15 protein-coding genes are annotated in these 16,886 nt (G+C 69.1%); 3 read left to right on the top strand and 12 right to left on the bottom strand.

The window, feature by feature from the left end; translation table 11 throughout:
* The first annotated feature begins 145 nt into the window (after positions 1–145).
* Entirely contained in the window at positions 146–2,227 is a 2,082-nt protein-coding gene (locus tag BM145_RS06010; RefSeq protein ID WP_093332525.1) for a glycoside hydrolase family 97 protein, read from the top strand.
* Positions 2,228–2,424: 197 nt separating this feature from the next.
* Here the strand turns inward: BM145_RS06010 and BM145_RS06005 are convergent, their stop codons facing one another.
* Positions 2,425–4,551 (bottom strand): M3 family metallopeptidase, encoded by a 2,127-nt coding sequence (locus tag BM145_RS06005; protein ID WP_093332524.1) that lies wholly within the window; start codon positions 4,549–4,551, stop codon positions 2,425–2,427.
* Positions 4,552–4,618: 67 nt separating this feature from the next.
* The gene (locus BM145_RS06000; protein ID WP_093332522.1) at positions 4,619–5,362 is read right to left on the bottom strand and encodes a Crp/Fnr family transcriptional regulator; all 744 of its coding nucleotides are present in this window, start codon (positions 5,360–5,362) and stop codon (positions 4,619–4,621) included.
* A gap of 136 nt (positions 5,363–5,498) precedes the next feature.
* On the opposite strand from BM145_RS06000, the gene BM145_RS05995 reads away from it, so the two are divergent.
* Positions 5,499–5,951: a MaoC family dehydratase gene (locus BM145_RS05995; protein WP_093332521.1), complete on the top strand. Its 453-nt coding sequence runs from the start codon at positions 5,499–5,501 to the stop codon at positions 5,949–5,951.
* 7 nt (positions 5,952–5,958) lie between these two features.
* Here BM145_RS05995 and BM145_RS05990 read toward each other — a convergent pair whose 3' ends face one another.
* The 8 genes from BM145_RS05990 to BM145_RS05955 all read right to left on the bottom strand — a co-directional run bounded on the left by BM145_RS05990 (position 5,959) and on the right by BM145_RS05955 (position 13,744).
* Positions 5,959–6,225, bottom strand: coding sequence for a DUF3325 domain-containing protein (locus BM145_RS05990; RefSeq protein ID WP_093332520.1), 267 nt, complete (start codon positions 6,223–6,225; stop codon positions 5,959–5,961).
* On the bottom strand, positions 6,222–7,814 hold the full coding sequence (locus BM145_RS05985; protein ID WP_093332518.1) for a PepSY-associated TM helix domain-containing protein: 1,593 nt from the start codon (positions 7,812–7,814) through the stop codon (positions 6,222–6,224). Before BM145_RS05985 ends, BM145_RS05990 begins: the two co-directional genes overlap by 4 nt.
* Positions 7,811–8,125, bottom strand: coding sequence for a hypothetical protein (locus BM145_RS05980; RefSeq protein ID WP_093332516.1), 315 nt, complete (start codon positions 8,123–8,125; stop codon positions 7,811–7,813). The genes BM145_RS05985 and BM145_RS05980 overlap by 4 nt, the downstream gene beginning before the upstream one ends.
* A complete protein-coding gene (locus BM145_RS05975; RefSeq protein ID WP_093332515.1) occupies positions 8,122–10,407 on the bottom strand; it encodes a TonB-dependent siderophore receptor in 2,286 nt (761 codons plus the stop codon). The genes BM145_RS05980 and BM145_RS05975 overlap by 4 nt, the downstream gene beginning before the upstream one ends.
* Before the next feature lie 94 nt (positions 10,408–10,501).
* Positions 10,502–10,864, bottom strand: coding sequence for a reverse transcriptase-like protein (locus BM145_RS05970; RefSeq protein ID WP_093332514.1), 363 nt, complete (start codon positions 10,862–10,864; stop codon positions 10,502–10,504).
* A complete protein-coding gene (locus BM145_RS05965) occupies positions 10,861–11,400 on the bottom strand; it encodes a pseudouridine synthase (protein ID WP_093332513.1) in 540 nt (179 codons plus the stop codon). Before BM145_RS05965 ends, BM145_RS05970 begins: the two co-directional genes overlap by 4 nt.
* Positions 11,397–13,034, bottom strand: a complete 1,638-nt coding sequence (locus BM145_RS05960; RefSeq protein WP_093332512.1) for an NAD(P)/FAD-dependent oxidoreductase — start codon at positions 13,032–13,034, stop codon at positions 11,397–11,399. Before BM145_RS05960 ends, BM145_RS05965 begins: the two co-directional genes overlap by 4 nt.
* A gap of 41 nt (positions 13,035–13,075) precedes the next feature.
* Entirely contained in the window at positions 13,076–13,744 is a 669-nt protein-coding gene (locus BM145_RS05955) for an HAD family hydrolase (protein WP_245739117.1), read from the bottom strand.
* A gap of 129 nt (positions 13,745–13,873) precedes the next feature.
* Between BM145_RS05955 and BM145_RS05950 the strand changes: the two genes are divergently transcribed.
* The gene (locus BM145_RS05950) at positions 13,874–14,860 is read left to right on the top strand and encodes an SDR family oxidoreductase (RefSeq protein ID WP_218149627.1); all 987 of its coding nucleotides are present in this window, start codon (positions 13,874–13,876) and stop codon (positions 14,858–14,860) included.
* Between the two features lie 28 nt (positions 14,861–14,888).
* On the opposite strand, the gene BM145_RS05945 is transcribed toward BM145_RS05950, so the two are convergent.
* Positions 14,889–15,893 carry an NAD-dependent epimerase/dehydratase family protein gene (locus BM145_RS05945; protein WP_093332510.1) on the bottom strand — a complete coding sequence of 335 codons (1,005 nt, stop codon included), beginning with the start codon at positions 15,891–15,893 and terminating at the stop codon, positions 14,889–14,891.
* A 72-nt stretch (positions 15,894–15,965) separates the two neighbouring features.
* Entirely contained in the window at positions 15,966–16,838 is an 873-nt protein-coding gene (locus tag BM145_RS05940; RefSeq protein WP_093332509.1) for an SDR family oxidoreductase, read from the bottom strand.
* Between the last annotated feature and the right edge of the window lie 48 nt (positions 16,839–16,886).

Raw genomic sequence — 16,886 nt, 5'->3', positions numbered from 1 at the left:
GGCGCTCCGCGCCTCCCTCCCTCTCCCGTCGGGAGAGGGAAGAGACGGCGAAGGGATCCCATCAGAGTATTACTTTGATGGAATCCCGCAGCCGGCCAAGGGTGAGGACGACGCACACGACACCTATGTTCTCGGGAGTGAACACATGAAATACCTGATCCCCCTCGCCGCGGGGCTGGTCGCCTCCGGCGCCGCCGCGCAAGACCCCGCCCCCGCCGCCGGCAATGCCGAGATCGTCAAGCCCGCCCCCGTCGCCAGCCCCGCGCCGGAGGCGATCGAGACCTCGCCCGACGGCAGCATCGCGGTGCGGGTGGAGACCGATGGCGACGGCCGGGTCAGCTACTCGGTCACGCGCCGGGGCCAGGTGATCGTCGCGCCGTCGCGGCTCGGCTTCCTCTTCACCGACCAGCGCAAACTCGACCGCAACACCCGTATCGCCGCCGTTACCCATGCCAAATCGGACACGAGCTGGACCCAGCCCTGGGGTGAGTGGCGGACGATCCGCGACAATCACAAGGAAATGCGCGTCCGCCTGATGGAGACGAGCGCGCTTGCCCGTTCCTACGACGTGGTGTTCCGGGTGCAGGACGACGGGGTCGGCTTCCGTTACGAGTTCCCGCAGGTGGCGGCGGGCACCGTCACCAACGTCGCCGACGAGCTGACCGAATTCAACTTCGGTTCGAACGGCACCGCCTGGTGGAAGCCCGCTTTCCTGTGGAACCGGGAGGAATATCTCTACAATCGCACGCCGCTGTCCGCGGTGGGCACCGCCGCATCGCCGATGACGGTAAAGCTGGACGGCGGCACGCACGTCGTCGTGCACGAGGCGGCGCTGGTCGATTACGCGGGCATGGCGCTGCGCCACACGACCGCCAACGGCTTCCAGGCGACGCTGACCCCCGGATCGGGCGCGCCGAGGGTGGTGAAGACGGGCCCGTGGACGACGCCGTGGCGGACGATCATCGTCGCCGACGACGCACCCGGCCTCTACATGAGCCACCTGATGCTCAACCTGAACGAGCCCAACAAGCTCGGCGACGTGTCCTGGGTGAAGCCGGGCAAGTTCAACGGCGTCTGGTGGAACATGATAAAGGGCCAGTGGAGCTGGGCACGCGGGCCGCAACACGGCGCCACCACCGCCCATGTCAAACAATATATCGACTTCGCCGCCGTCAACAACATCCAGGGCGTGCTGGTGGAGGGATGGAACGTCGGCTGGGACGGCGACTGGTTCGGCAACGGCAACGACATGAACTTCTCGCAGCCCACCGCCGACTTCGACGCGGCCGAGCTGCAACGCTACGCCAAGTCCAAGAAGGTCTACATCATCGGTCACCACGAGACCGGCGGATCGGCCAGCCATTACGAGAACCAGTTCGACAGCGCGTTCAAATACGCCGCCGATCACGGCATCCCGACCGTCAAGACCGGCTACGTCACCGATGCGGGGCAGATCGAGCGGGTCGACGCCGACGGGTCCAAGCACCGCGAGTGGCACGAGGGCCAGTGGATGTCGAACCATTACCTGAACGTGCTGAAGGCCGCCGCAAAGTACCACGTGTCGATCGACACGCACGAGCCGATCAAGGGCACCGGCCTCCAGCGCACCTATCCCAACTGGGTCGCGCGGGAGGGGTCGCGCGGCATGGAATATAACAGCTGGCCGGGCAAGAACCCGCCGGAGCACGAGGCGAACCTGGTCTTCACGCGCATGCTGGAGGGGCCGATGGACTTCACGCCGGGCGTGCTCAGCCTGACCGGCCAGAACGACAGCCCGATCGAGTCGACGATCGCCAAGCAGCTGGCGCTGTACGTCGTGCTATACTCGCCCGTCGTGATGGCGGCCGATACGCCGGAGAACTACGCCAAATATCCCGGACCGATGAAGTTCATCCGCGACGTGCCGACCGACTGGGAGGACACGCGCGTGCTGAACGGCGAGGTCGGCGATTACGTGACGATCGCGCGGAAAGTCCGGGGCGGGCGCGACTGGTTCCTGGGCAGCGTGACGGACGAGAACGCCCGCACGCTGACGGTCGACCTCGACTTCCTCGACGCCGGGCGCAGCTACGTCGCGGAGGTGTACCGCGACGGGCCGAACGCCGACTACAAGACGGACGCGCGGCACTCGATCGCGATCGAGCAGAAGCGGGTCCGAAAGGGCGACCGGCTGACCCTCGCCCTTGCCCCCGGCGGCGGCCAGGCAATCCGCTTCCGGGCCCGGTAAGCACCATCTTCCGTCATGCCGGGCCCGTCCCGGCATCCGGGGTTTTGGCAGGACGCCCCCCACCCACTCCGTCACCCCGGGCTTGACCCGGGGTCCATGGCTCCGCAAGCGCGGTGGCCCAAGGCTGATCGCGCGCTCGCCGATGGACGGACCCCGGATCAAGTCCGGGGTGACGTTGGAGGGTTGCGAAGACGGCCCTACTTCGCCGTCTTCTCCGCCACGAACCCACGCTTCTTCAGCAGCGCCTGGATGTCCGGATCGCGCCCGCGGAACGCGCGATACGCCTCCGCCCGATCCGTCTCGTTCCCCGTCGATAGCAGCACCCGCGCGAAACGGTCGGCGGTGGCCTTGTCCCACGGGCTGCCCGCCTCCTCGAAGGCAGCGAAGGTGTCGGCGTCCATCGTCTCCGACCAGAGATAGCTGTAATAGCCGGCCGAGTAGCTGTCCGACGAGAACAGGTGATTGAACTGCGGCAGGCGGTGCCGCATCACCAGCTCGCGCGGCATGCCGATCGATTGCAGCGTCTCCCGCTCGAACGCGTCCGGGTCGACCACGCCGTCCGGCAGCGTGTGCAGCTTCATGTCGACGATGGCGGAGGACAGATATTCGGTCGTCGCGAAGCCCTGGTTGAAGGTCTTCGACGCCTCGATCTTGTCGAGCAGCGCCTGCGGCATCGCCGCCTTGGTCTGATAATGGCGCGCATATTTGTCGAGCACGTCGCGGGTCAGCAGCCAGTGCTCGTTGACCTGGCTGGGATATTCCACGAAATCGCGCGGCGTGCCGGCCAGGCCGGGGTAATAGACGTTCTGCAGCATCGCGTGGATCGCGTGGCCGAACTCGTGGAACAGCGTCTGCGCGTCGTCGAGCGAGATCAGCACCGGCTGCCCGGCGGCGGGCTTGGCGAAATTGTTGTTGTTCGACGACAGCACCGTCTGTGCCGGCGGCAGGTTGCGCTGCCCGCGATAGACGTTCGCCCAGGCGCCCGACCGCTTGCCGGTGCGCGCGAAATCGTCGCGGTAGAACAGGCCGACTTCCTTGCCGTTCCTGGTCACGTGCCAGACGCGCATGTTGGGCTCGAACACCGGCACCGTGCCGGTGATCTCCTTGAACTCCAGCCCGTAGAGCCGGTTGGCGGCGTAGAGCGAGCCCTGGATGATGTTGTTCAGTTCGAAATACGGCTTCAGCTCGGCCTGATCGAGGTCGTAGCGGCTTTTCCGCACCTTCTCCTGATAGAAGCGATAGTCCCACGGCTCGATGGTGAGCTTTGCGCCCTCCTTGGCCGCGATCGCCTGCATGTCGCGCACCTCCTCGGCGACGCGCGCCTTGGCATAGGGCCAGACGCGCATCATCAGCGCCTCGGCCGCGGCGGGCGTCTTGGCCATCGTGTCCTGCATCCGCCAGTCCGCGTGCGTCTTGAAGCCGAGCAGATGCGCGCGGTCAGCTCGCAGCTTCACGATCCGTGCGATCGTCGCGTTGGTGTCGTTGCCGCCCCCGTTATCGCCGCGGTTCACGAAGGCGCGCCACACCTGCTCGCGCAAATCCCGGTCGGTAGCGAAGGTCAGTACCGGGTCGACGGCCGAGCGGGTGTTGACGATCGCCCAGCCCTGCTGCCCGCGCTCCTTGGCTGCGGCGGCGGCGACCGCCTTGACGCTGTCGGGCACCCCCGCCAGCTTCGCCTCGTCGGTCACCGCGATGGCCGTGCCCTCGTCGGCGAGCAGCTTCTCGGAGAATTGCGAGAAGGCGGTGGCGAGTTGCTGGTTGTACTGCGACAGCTGCGCCTTCTGCGCCGCGTCCAGCTTGGCGCCCTGCCGCACGAAACTGTCATAGGTGCGCTGCACCAGCCGCTGCTGCTGCGGATCGCGGGCGATGCGCTGGCGATAGATCGTCTCGATCCGCGCGAACAGCTTGGGATCGAAGGTGATCGCATCCTGCGCGGCGGCGAAGCGCGGCGACCATTCGCGGTCGAGCTTCTGATAGGCGGGCGAGTTCATGTTTCCGGTCAACACGCCGAACAGCGTCATCACCCGGCCGAACCGCTGGCCGGCGAGCTGCATGGGGATGAAGGTATTCTCGAACGTGGGCGCCGCCGGATCGTTGGCGATGCGGGCATAGTCGGCCGCCCGCTCCGCCATCGCCACCTCGAACGCCTGCGGGAACAGCTCCGGCCGCACCTTGTCCCAGGGCGGCACGCCGCCGTACGGGCCGGACCAGTCGGCGAGCAGCGGGTTGGCCGCAGGGCTCACCGCGGCCTTGCCGGGCGTCTGCGCGAGGGCGGTGCCGGCGAGCAGCGAGGCGCCGGCGGCGGCGAGGAAGAAATGGTACATCGATGAACTCCCGGCAGTGCGTCGCCAGTCGCATAGCCGGTGGATGCCGCCCGCGACACCCCGCCGGTCAGCGGTCGGGCGGATCGCCGTACAGGTACATGGGATCGAACTCGGCGAGCGCACGCAGCGCGGCCTTGTCGAGGATCGTGACCTCGTTGTTGCGGAACAGCAGCAGCTCGCGCTCGCGCAGCGACCGCAGCACCCGGTTGACGTGAACACCGGTCAGCCCGCACGCCTCGGCCAAATCGGCCTGGGTCAGCGGCAGGTGATAACGGCCGTTCTCCGCTAGGCCGACCATATCCAGCCGCACCTCCAGCTCGCAGAGCAGGTGCGCGACGCGCCCGATCGCGTCGAGCCGGCCGAGCCGGAACACCCATTCGCGGTGCATCGCCGCGTCCAGCAGCGTGGAAAACCACATCATCCGCGTCAACCGCGGGCGGTGTTCCAGCACCTCCTCCAGTGCGCTGTGCGCCCAGTTGGCGACCCGTACCGACCCGATGGTGCCGATGTCGTGGTCCAGCCACCCCATGGGGAAACCGTGCAGGTCGACGAAATCCCCCGGCACGTGGATCGCGACGAGCTGGCGATGCCCGGCGCGGTCGTCCATGTAACGGCACATGAATCCTTCCAGCAGCAGCGTGCTGTTCGTCACCGGACTGCCGGCGCGCACCACGATGGCGCGGCTGCGATAGGTCTGTTCGCCTTGTGCCGCGGCCTCCAGCGCGGCGAGATCGTCAGGGGCGATGTTCCCGCCGCGGCGACCGCGCAGGAACCGCTTCAGGTAAGGCCGGTCGCCTCGCTCGTCGCTCATGCCGCCTGACCTTCCATATCGTTACGGTGGCAACATCGATCGCGCGCGCATGTTCCCTTGCCCGGAAACGGGACGAGAACCGATTTACAACGCGCCCCCCTGTCGATAGCCGGTCGCCACAGGAAGGAACGCGATCATGGCAGGACGCTATTTCGACGGCTTCGCGGTGGGCGACGTCTTCATCCACGAGATCCGCCGCACCGTCATCGAGGCGGACAACATGCTGTTCTCGTCCCTCACCTACAATCCGGCGCCGCTCCACATCGACCACGCCTATGCCGCGACCACCGAGTTCGGGCGGCCGCTGATGAATTCGCTGTTCACGCTGGGGCTGGTGATCGGCCTGTCGGTGCAGGACACGACGCTGGGCACCACGGTCGCCAATCTCGGCATGACGGAGACGAGCTTCCCCAAGCCCGTCTTCGCCGGCGACACCATCCGCGCGGAGACGCGGGTAACGGCGCTCCGCCCCTCCGCCTCGCGGCCCGGCCAGGGGATCGTCACCTTCGAGCATCTCGGCCTCAACCAGCGCGACGAGGTGGTATTGCGCACGCTGCGCCAGGCGCTGATGATGGCGCGCCCGGCCTGATCCCCGCTCAGCGGCGCGCGGGCAGCAGGTTGAGCGCCAGAAAGGCGATGGCCGCCCCCGCCATCACCGCGCCGCTCCACAGGACCGGGCCGAAGACGGCGCCCTGCGCGGCGATGGCCGGCACCGCGCTCGCCACCATCGCGACCCAGCTGGCGATCCGCAGCCATCGCCGCCGGTCCGCGCCCGGCAGCGTGCCGAACCGGCGCCGGTGATGCGCGTCGGTCGCCAGGCCGAGTAGCAGGAACGCCAGGGCCGCGAGCAGCACGGCGCTCATTCGGCCGGCTCCAGGGCCAGCGGCACGGCAGGGCGCGGTGCACGCGCTTCGCGCACCGCCGGCCGATGCCGGGCGACGCGGCAGGCGATCAGCAGGAAGCCGGCGCCGAACACCAGCAGCGCCGCGTCGATCCCCGCCAGCACGCCGTCGCCGCTCGCCAGCGAGGCGAACAGCCCGCGCTCGGTCGCCACCACGTCGTAGAGCGGCAAGCCGATCAGCGCCACGCCGGTGGCGCCGAACAGCGCGGGCCAGACGATCGCGGGCCGCTGCACGAAGGCGAGCAGCGCGGCCGCGGCCCAGGCCAGGAACATTACATGCACCTCCCCCTCCGCGCGGCCGTGCTCCGCGATCGGCAACAGCCGGTTCGCCCAGAACCACGCCGCGACGCCCAGCAAAAAGCCACCGATCACCGCGACGTTGAGCCGCTCGACCATCCAGAAACCCAGATGCGGGCGCGCCGGATCGGGCAGCCGCTCGCGCCGCTTCACCGTCCACAGCACCAGCCCGCTCGCCACCATCACCGTGCCGCCGACGCCGCACAGGAAATAGAGCCAGCGCAGGCCGTCATCGGCGAAGCGGCCGGCGTGGAGGCCGATCATCGCCCCCGCCGTCTGCGCCGCGCCGCCGGGCACCGGCGACGCCCAGATCAGGCGCCCCGACACGCCGTCGTAGGCCAGCGAGGGCGTGCGCGACGACAGCATGGAGGCGGGGCTGCGGCTGACGGTGACGCGCGCCGCGGTGTCGCCCGGCTCGGTGACGGTGATGAAGCCCGCGGGCGCGCCCATCCGCCGCTCGGCATCGCGCGCGATCGCCGTCAGGTCGGCGAGCGGCGCGGGACGGCCGGTACGCTCCACCTTCTCCACGGTGGGGAACAGCGCCTCGCTCACCTTGCGCTCGTCCGTGTAGTTGGCGACCACCGCCCACGGCATCAGCATCGCCATCAGCGTGACCAGCCCGGTATAGGTAATCATCAGGTGGAACGGCAGCGCCAGCACCGCGGTGGCGTTGTGGCCGTCGAGCCAGGATCGCTGCCCTCTGCCGCGGCGCAGCGTGAAGAAGTCGCGGAAGATTTTCTTGTGCGTGACGATGCCGGACAGGATCGCGACCAGCATCATCATCGTGGCGAACCCGACTAGCCAGCGCGCCCAGATCACGGGCATGTAGTGGAGGTCGAAGTGGAACCGGTAGAAGAAGTCGCCGCCGCGCGTGTCGCGGGCGTGCGCCTGCTGACCGTCGGCACCGATCAGCGCCTGGTTGTCGCGCCGCCCGCGGCCGCGGCGCGGTCCTCGATCCTCGCCGGGCTTGGGTTGCGGCACCCAGAACAGCGAGGCGCCGGGCGACCGCTCGCTGGCGACGGTGATGAACCAGCTGCTGGCATCGGGCGCCTTGCGCGCGAGGAACCGCTGCGCGCCGGCGAGCACGCGCATCGGCTGCTCGACGCGGGCGAGCTCGGGCCGTGCCCAGCGGTTCAGGCCCTCGCGCCAGAAGGCGATGGTGCCGGCGACGAACACCAGGAACAGGATCCAGCCGAGCAGCAGCCCCGACCAGGTGTGGAGCCATGCCTGGCTCTGGCGGAATCCCTTGCTCACAACCGTCCCGTCGCCCCGATCGATGCCCAGGCGATACCACCGCCCACCGCGCCCGCGGCGACGATCGTCCACGTCGCGCGCCAGCCGCTGCGCGCGGCGAAGGCCCACATCGCCAGCACCGCGCACAGCCCCAGCGCGACCAGCGCACCGGCGACGCTCGCCTCCACCGGCGGCAGCGGCAGCAGCCGGGCGAGTGCCATCGCCCACAGGCTGGCGGCGGCGTAGGCGAGCGGCACCGCCGCGACGACGCGCAACCCGATGTCGCCGCGGCGGTCCCAGCGCGCGCGGGCGTGATGTTCGCCCGCGGTCACTGGAAGGTATACCGGATCGTCCCGAACACGGTGCGCGGCGTGCCGTAGAAATTGCCGCGGCCAGTGGACGAGATGCGCGAATAATAGCTCTTGTCGAACACGTTGTTGACGTTGACCGACAGCGACAGCTGTTCCGACAATTTGTACCCGGCGCGCAGGTCGACCAGCGCGTAGCTGCCTTGCCGAACGATCGTGGAGGCAGTGCGCAGCGTGCCGTCGGCGGCGAACAGCGCCGGATTGCCGCCGTAGGTGGAGGAGAAATACGTCACCGCGCCGCCGACGCTCGCCCCCGCCAGCGCGCCTCCTTCCGGCGCGTAGTTGGTGAACAGCTTGGCCATGTGGCGGGGGATGATCGGGGTCAGCGCAATGCCCTCGAACTGCGGCTCGGTATCCTCCAGATATTTGGTGCGGGTATAGCTGTAGCCGCCGTTGACGCGCCACCCGGGCAGGATCTGGCCGGTCGCCTCGGCCTCAATGCCGCGGGCGCGGACGCGACCGGCCTGGAGCACGATCGTGTCCGCCTCGGGCGGATTGACCAGCCGATTGGTCTGCTTGATCTGATAGGCGGCGACCGACAGCAGCAGGCGATCGTTCATTAGAGACAATTTGCTGCCCGCCTCGATCTGGTCGCCGATCAATGGCTCGATCTGGCGCCCGTCGGGGCGCGAACGGTTGGCGGGCGGCGCCTGTGGCGTGAAACTGTCCGCGTAGCTGGCGTAGAAGTTGAGGTTGTCGGTCGCGTCGAACAGCACCGCGCCGTAAGGCGTGAAGCGCGCGTCGTAGCCGTACTGGCTGCGCCCGGTGGCGTCGCCAGTCAGCCGGTTGAGCGTGTCGAGATCACTCGACCACCAGGTCGAACGCCCACCGCCGACCAGCGTCAGTCCCTCGACCGGCGATAGCCGCAGCTGACCGTAGAGGCCGTACTGCTCGACATAGGTGCGCGTCGCGCCCGCGGACTGGCTGACGCATTCGGTCGGCACCGTCGCGCAACGCCCCCGCGTCCCCTGCACCGGATAGCGCGGCAACTCCGCGCGCGGGTCGAGCGGCGGCTCTGCCGGGTAGACGGGGTCGAACACGTTGATGAAGGCGTAGCCGCTGTACCGGGCGAAGTACGACGTATAATCCTGCGCCTGGTAATCGGCGCCCAGGATCAGCGATTGCTCGCGTCCGAACGCCCGAAAGCTGCCGACGCCGTTGAAGTCGAACGACCGGGTCCGCTGCGCATTGTCGCCCAGGAACGCGATGTGGCTGGTGCGCCCCAGATTGGCCGGCACCTGCCCGCGCGGCGTCAGCGTCACCGCGGCGTTGCCGACATAGCTGTAGATGTCGAGCCGGTCGACATTGGCGATCAGCCCCGTCGCGCGCAGCGTCCAGCGGTCGCTGATCCGGTGGGCCAGTTCGACGAAGCCCGTCCACGTCTCCGCGTCGAAGCGATTCCAGTCGGCACCGAGGTAAGTCGAGCGGCGGACGTCAAGCAGCCGCCCCTCGCTGCCGTCCAACCCGCCGGCATAGCCGGGCAGGCCGGACTGGATCGCCGGCTTGAAGCGGTCGTAATAGACGCCGCCGGTCAGCGTGGTGCGACCGCCGATCTTCAGGTCGCCGACCGCGTAGGCGCCCCAGCGGTTGCGGTGCGCGGTGTCGAAGAACTGATCCTGGTCCTGCGCCATCGCGCCGGCGCGCAGGCCGGCGACGTCGCCGATCGGCGTCGACACGTCGACTTCCAGACGCAGATTATCGTAGCTGCCGTAGCCCGCCGACGCCTGCACGCGCGCCGCGTCGAGCGGCCGCTTGCGGACCAGGTTGATGCTGCCGGCCGGGTTGCCCGATCCGGTAAACAGCCCCGCCGGGCCGCGCAGCACCTCCAGCCGGTCGTAGAAGAACAGGTCCGGGACGACGCCGGGGAAGCCGAACGACCGCGTCGGCACACCGTCGATCAGGTAATTGTCGATCGCGAAGCCGCGCGAGATGAACGAGGGGTCCTCGCTGCCGATGCCCGTCACGGTGATGCCGTTGGTCGCGGTCAGCGCGTCCTCCAGCGTGAACAGGTTCTGCGCCTCGATCTGATCGCGCTCCACCACCGTTACGGTGTTGGTGGTATCCTTCAGCGGCGCCACCGTCTTGCCGATCCCCCGCTCGCCGTAGCTCTTGCCGACCACCACCACGTCGTCGCCGCGCTGCGCCTCGTCGTTGGCGACCGTGGCCTCGATCACGACGGGATCGGTCGCCGGCGCTGCGCCGTTCACCACCGCGCCGCTCGCCAGCAATACACTCCAATACGTCAAGATCGTTCCCCTTTACGCGGGGAGGCCTCTAACGATGCCAATCCTGCGAGTCACTAGCAATATCGATAAGCCGGCGGTTTTTGCTTACGGCCTGTCATCGCGGATGCAGCCGTGCCAACGCGATTCCGGCCAGATTGTGCGAGCGTTTTACGTGCCTCAACCGCCACTTGGGCAGCGATGCTGCCACCGCGTGAAAGCGTCGATGATGGTTGATGCACGACGGTGGGCAGCGAACCGTTCCCGCCGCCTGCGCGATCACCGCGGCCGCGTCGCCGATCAGCACGGGGTCGGCGATCCCGAGATCGCGGGCGATCGTCGCCGCCCGGATCAGCGCCAGCCACTCCGCGTCCATCGCGTTGCCCGGCCCCGCCTGCTCGACATGGTGGCGGCCGCCGATCACCACCGCGGTCTCCATCCCCGTGGCCGGACGCCAGCCGCCGTCGAAGAACAGCTTCACGCCCGCCGCCAGGCTCCGGGTGCGAGGTCGCCCAGCGACCAGTCGCCGATCGCCACCCGCACCAATCGCAGCGTGGGAAAGCCAATCGCCGCCGTCATCCGCCGCACCTGCCGGTTGCGTCCCTCCCGGATCGTCAATCGCAGCCAGCAATCGGGCACGCTCTGCCGCACCCGGATCGGCGGGTCGCGCGGCCACAGTGCCGGCTCGTCGATCCGCGCGGCGTCCGCCGGCCGGGTCGGTCCGTCGGTCAGGGTCACCCCGGTACGCAGGCGGTCGAGGTCGGGTTCGCCTGGTATTCCCTCCACTTGCACCCAATAGGTCTTGGGGAGTTTGAAGCGCGGATCGGCGATGCGCGCCTGCTGCCAGCCGTCGTCGGTGAGCAGCAGCAGTCCCTCGCTGTCGCGGTCGAGCCGCCCGGCAGGATAGATGCCGGGCAGGTGGATATGGTCCGACAGCGTCGCCCGCGCGGTCGGCGAGCCGCGATCGGTGAACTGGCTCAGCACGCCGTAAGGCTTGTTGAACAGGACCAGCGTCACGCCGCGCGCGCGTCCACCACGCTGCCGCCGATGCTGAGCGCCACCGCCTCCGCCACCTTGATCCCATCCACCGCGGCCGACAGAATGCCGCCGGCATAGCCCGCCCCCTCGCCCGCCGGGAACAGGCCGGCGGTGTTCAGGCTCTGGAAATCGGCGCCGCGCGTGAAGCGGACCGGCGAGGAGGTGCGCGTCTCCACCCCCGTCATCACCACGTCGGGGTGGTCGTAGCCGCGGATCTGCCGCCCGAACACGGGCAGCGCCTCGCGCATCGCGGCGACGGCGAAGTCGGGCAGGCACTCCGCCAGGTCGGTCGGCGTCACGCCGGGCCGATACGACGGCACCACCGAGCCGAGCGTCGTCGATGGCCGCCCCGCCAGGAAGTCGCCCAGCCGCTGCGCCGGCGCCTTGTACGACGACCCGCCGGCGACGAAGGCGCGCTCCTCCCAGTGGCGTTGCAGCGCCAGCCCGGCGAGCGGATCGCCGGGAAAGTCGCGCACTGGATCGATCGCGACGACGAAGCCCGAATTGGCGTTGCGCTCATTGCGCGAATACTGGCTCATGCCGTTGGTGGCGACGCGTCCCTCCTCCGAGGTGGCGGCGACGACCGTGCCGCCCGGACACATGCAGAAGCTGTAGACGGTGCGCCCGTTCGAGCAGTGGTGCGAGATATGATATTCCGCCGCACCCAGGATCGGGTTGCCCGCGTCGGCACCGAAGCGGGCCTGGTCGATCCACGACTGCGGATGCTCGATCCGCACGCCGATCGAGAAGGGCTTTGCCTCGACATGGACCCCCGCCTCGTACAGCATCGCGAAGGTATCGCGCGCGCTGTGGCCGATCGCCAGCACCACCCGGTCCGCCTCCAGATAGCCGCTGTCGTGCAGGTGGAGGCCGCGGACGCGCCGCCCGCCGCCCGCGTCGTCGACCACGTCGATCCCGTCGACTCGCGTCGAGAAGCGGTACTCGCCGCCCAGCGCCTCGATCGTCTCGCGCATGTTCTCCACCATCTTCACCAGGCGGAACGTGCCGATATGCGGGTGCGCCTCGGTCAGGATCTCGGGCGGCGCACCCGCGCGGACGAATTCGGTCAGCACCTTGCGATCGAGGAAGCGGTCGTCCTTGATGCGGCTGTAGAGCTTGCCGTCGGAGAAGGTCCCCGCCCCGCCCTCGCCGAACTGCACGTTGGATTCCGGATTAAGGACGCTCTTGCGCCACAGGCCCCAGGTGTCCTTGGTCCGCTCGCGCACCACCTTGCCGCGATCAAGGATGATCGGGCGATATCCCATCTGCGCCAGGATCAGCCCCGCGAACAGGCCGCAGGGACCTGCGCCGATCACCACCGGCCGGGCGACGCCGGCGGGCGCGGTCGCCACCGGGCGGTAACGGGTATCGGGGGTGAGCTGCACCTGCCGGTCGCGCCGGAACCGCGCCAGCACCGCCGCCTCGTTGCGGACGGCGACGTCGACCGAGTAGACGAGCGCGATGCTGGTCCGGTCGCGCGCGTCATGGGCGCGCCGCGCGACCGTGTGGCGGATCAGGTCGCGCGGCTCGATCCGCAGCCGCTTGCGGATTGCCGCCGGCAGTGCCTCGTCGGGATGGTGGAGCGGCAGGCGCAGGTCGGTGACACGGATCATGTCCCCGCCCTTACTCGCTCCCGGCGCGGTGCACCAATGCCTCAGCACGCCAAGGGCGACGCCTCGTAATTCGCGAGCAGCGCGGCCACGTCGTCGTAGATCGCCACCGCTCCCGCGGCGGTGAGCACGTCGCGGTCGAACCCGCCCGACAGCAGCGCGACGGTGGCGACGCCCGCCTTCGCCGCGGCCTCGACATCGTACGGCGTGTCGCCGACCGCGATGACCTGTGCCGCGGGAAAGTCGCTCTTCTCCAGTGCCACGGCGAAGATGTCCGGTGCAGGCTTGGAGGTCTCGACGTCGTCGATGCTGGTGCTCGCGGCGACGAGATCACCGATCCCCATCAGCGCGACATAATGGTCCAGCTCCTCCTGGCTGGCCGAGGAGGCGAGCACCACCCGCGCGCCGGCGGCGGCGACCCGCTCGACCAGCGCGCGCGCCTGCGGGAAAGGCTTGGCCCGGTCGAGAAACACCTGCTTGAACAGCCGCCCCTGCGCCTTTGACAGCCCCTTCTGTTCGACCGGCGGCACGTCGGGCAGCAGCGCGGGCACGAGATTGTCGCCGCCCTTGCCGATCTGCCCGGCGATCGCGTCGCGGTCCACCGCATGGCCCCTCTCGGCAAAGGCCTGCGCCCATGCCTGGACGTGCAGGTCGTTGCTGTCGATCAGCGTGCCGTCGATGTCGAAGAGCACCGCGCGGATGGAAGAGGGCAAGAGCAGGCTCCCGTCAGTGGAGCAGCGTCAGCGTTCGAGGGCGCCGAAACGATCCGTTGCGGTCGGAACGGATGCGCCCGGTGCGGCGCTTATGCGGCAAGTCTCTTTTTTTTTTCGAAGGATACATCCATGACCGAACCCGATCGCCGCGCCTTCGTCACCGGTGCCGCGCTGGCCGCCGGTGCCGTCGTCGCCGCTCCCGCCGCCGCGCAAGGATCGGGCGGCGCCAAGGCGGCGACGACGCCCGCCGCGGCCGCCTATCCCAAGCCGCCCTTCCCCGTGCAGCGCCAGCCCTGGCCCGGCCTCGCGTCCAAGATGAACCCGCGGCCCGACCATGGCGAAACGAGCTACAAGGGCTCGGGCAAGCTCGCCGGCAAGCGCGCGCTCATCACCGGCGGCGACAGCGGCATCGGCCGCGCCGCGGCGATCGCCTATGCCCGCGAGGGCGCCGACGTGGCGATCAACTACCTGCCCGCCGAGGAGCCGGACGCGCGCGAGGTGATCGCGCTGATCCGCGCGGAGGGGCGCAAGGCGGTCGCGATCCCCGGCGACCTGCGCGACGAGCGGTTCTGCCGCAAGCTGGTGGCGCAGGCGGCCGAGCAGCTCGGCGGGCTCGACATCCTGGTCAACAACGCCGCGCGCCAGCAGACCCGGCCCACCATCGCCGACATCTCCTCTCAGGATTTCGACGACACGATGAAGACCAACGTCTACGCCCCCTTCTGGCTGACCAAGGCGGCGCTGGAGCGGATGGGTGCGGGCGCGGTGATCGTCAACACCTCGTCCGAGCAGGCGGGCGATCCGTCCAAGGACATCGTCGACTATGCCATGACGCGCGCCGCGGTGCTCAACTTCACCAAGGGGATGGCCAAGCAGCTCGCGCCGCGCGGCATCCGCGTCAACGCGGTGGCGCCGGGACCGTTCTGGACGCCGCTCCAGGTGTCGGGCGGCGCCACGCCGGAGAAGCAGCGCGTGTTCGGCGAGAGTTCGCCGATGGGTCGGCCGGGCCAGCCGGCGGAGATCGCCGCGCTCTACGTCGCGGCGGCCGATCCGGCGCTCAGCTACTCGACGGGGCAGATCTTCGGCTCGACGGGCGGCAACGGGCAGCCCGCCTGATCCTTGGAGCGGATTATCACGGCATCGCTCAGCAGGCGATGCCGTGATAATCGATGTACCACCGGACGAAGTGGGGCACCCCCTCGGCGATCGTCGTGCGCGGCTCGTACCCGGTGGCCCGGCGGAGCGCGTCGATGTCGGCGAAGGTCTCCAGCACGTCGCCGTCCTGTAATGGTTGCAGGTCGATCCGCGCCTCGCGCCCGCAAGCGGCCTCGATCAGGCGGATGAAGTCCATCAGTTCCTCGGCACGATGGTTGCCGATATTGTAGATCGCGTGCGGCGCGACGCCGCCGCCCGCCTTCACCGCGCCATCGTCGACCGGCGGCCGATCGAGGCAGCCGAGCACCCCGTCGACGATATCGTCGATGAAGGTGAAGTCGCGCCGCATCCGGCCCTGGTTGAACACCTGGATCGGCTCACCGGCCAGGATCTTCTGCGTGAAGATCCACGGCGCCATGTCCGGTCGCCCCCAGGGACCGTAGACGGTGAAGAAGCGCAATCCCGTCAGCGGGATGCGGTAGAGATGGGCGTAGGTCTCGCTCATCAGCTCGTCGGCCTTCTTGGTGGCGGCGTAGAGCGAGATCGGATGGTCCACCCGGTCGCTCTCCGCGAACGGTTGCTTGCGGTTGCTGCCGTAGACGGAGGATGACGAGGCGTAGACCATGTGGCGTACGCCGCGCGCACGCGCGACCTCCAGCATGGCGACGTGGCCGACCAGATTGGCGGAAACGTAGGCCATCGGCCGCTCGATCGAGTAGCGCACGCCGGGCTGCGCGCCGAGATGGACGATGCGGTCGAACGTCCGCCCGTCCAGCGCACGGCGCAGCGCGTCCTCGTCGGCGAAATCGCAGCGCAGCATCTCAAACCCGTCGCTGCCCGCGGCCACCAGCTCGGCCAGCCGCCGCTCCTTCAGCGCCGAGTCGTAATAGGCGTTGAGATTGTCGAGCCCCAGAACCGCCTCGCCCCGCGCCAGCAGCGCGCGCGACACGTGATAACCGATGAAGCCGGCCGCGCCGGTGACGAGGATGGTCATGCGGACGCTTCATAGAGCGCCCGCACGGCCGGGTCGAACGCCGCGTGCGGGCGGCCCATCGGTACGTCCCCGTCAGTACATCGGCATACCGCCCGTCACCGGGATCACCGCCCCGGTGATGTAGCTGCCCTCGTCGCTCGCCAGCATCACGAAGGGCGGAGCAAGCTCACCGGGCTGCCCCGCGCGCCCGAGCGGCGTGTTCTGCCCGAGCGTCTCCAGCTCGTCCGTTTCCTTGGCGATGGGCTGGATCGGCGTCCATACCGGGCCGGGCGCCACCGCGTTGACGCGGATGCCCTTGGGCGCGAGCAGGTTGGACAGGCCGATCGTCAGGCTGGAGATCGCACCCTTGGTGGTGGCATAGACGATCATGTTCTCGGTCGCGACCTTCGCCTGGATGCTGGTCGTGTTCACGATCGACGCGCCCGGCGCCATGTGCGGCACCGCCGCCTTGGCGAGGCGGATCATCGCGAAGACGTTGGCGGCAAAGGCGCCCTGCATCTCGTCGTCGTCGATGTCGGCCAGATCCTCGTTCATCGTCTGCGCCGCGGCGTTGTTGACGAGGACGTGGAGCCCGCCGAACTCCGCCACCGTCCGCTCGACGATGGCCGCGCAATGATCGCGGTCGCGGATGTCGCCAGGCAGCAGCAGGCAGCGGCGCCCCCCCTTCTCCACCCAGGCCCGGGTATCCTCGGCATCGACCTGCTCGTCGGCGAGGTAGGAGATCGCGACGTCGGCGCCCTCGCGGGCATAGGCGATCGCCACCGCCTTGCCGATCCCGGAATCGCCGCCGGTGACCAGCGCCACCCGCCCGTCGAGCAATCCCTTGCCGCGATAGCTCTCCTCGCCGTGATCGGGCTTGGTCCGCATCTTGGCCTCGGTGCCGGGACGCGGCTGCTGCGGCTCGTCGGGGAAGCGGGTCGGCTGGCTGGTGCGGGGATCGGTCATGCGGGGGGCTCCTGTTCGTCCGGGGTTCGCGGGGGCAACGACCCGCGC

Origin of the sequence: Sphingomonas rubra (genome assembly GCF_900115745.1) — a bacterium.
GTDB classification, from domain to species: domain Bacteria; phylum Pseudomonadota; class Alphaproteobacteria; order Sphingomonadales; family Sphingomonadaceae; genus Sphingomonas; species Sphingomonas rubra.
Note: the sequence above shows the minus strand (reverse complement) of the source record. Positions and strands in the feature narration are given on the sequence as shown.

Excerpts from the sequence above, each read along its gene's own strand:
- BM145_RS06010 (WP_093332525.1), top strand. The coding sequence starts at position 146 with ATGAAATACCTGATCCCCCTCGCCGCGGGGCTGGTCGCCTCCGGCGCC.
- BM145_RS05990 (WP_093332520.1), bottom strand. The coding sequence starts at position 6,225 with ATGAGCGCCGTGCTGCTCGCGGCCCTGGCGTTCCTGCTACTCGGCCTG.
- BM145_RS05945 (WP_093332510.1), bottom strand. The coding sequence starts at position 15,893 with ATGACCATCCTCGTCACCGGCGCGGCCGGCTTCATCGGTTATCACGTG.
- BM145_RS05960 (WP_093332512.1), bottom strand. The coding sequence starts at position 13,034 with ATGATCCGTGTCACCGACCTGCGCCTGCCGCTCCACCATCCCGACGAG.
- BM145_RS05940 (WP_093332509.1), bottom strand. The coding sequence starts at position 16,838 with ATGACCGATCCCCGCACCAGCCAGCCGACCCGCTTCCCCGACGAGCCG.
- BM145_RS06000 (WP_093332522.1), bottom strand. The coding sequence starts at position 5,362 with ATGAGCGACGAGCGAGGCGACCGGCCTTACCTGAAGCGGTTCCTGCGC.
- BM145_RS06005 (WP_093332524.1), bottom strand. The coding sequence starts at position 4,551 with ATGTACCATTTCTTCCTCGCCGCCGCCGGCGCCTCGCTGCTCGCCGGC.
- BM145_RS05995 (WP_093332521.1), top strand. The coding sequence starts at position 5,499 with ATGGCAGGACGCTATTTCGACGGCTTCGCGGTGGGCGACGTCTTCATC.
- BM145_RS05950 (WP_218149627.1), top strand. The coding sequence starts at position 13,874 with ATGACCGAACCCGATCGCCGCGCCTTCGTCACCGGTGCCGCGCTGGCC.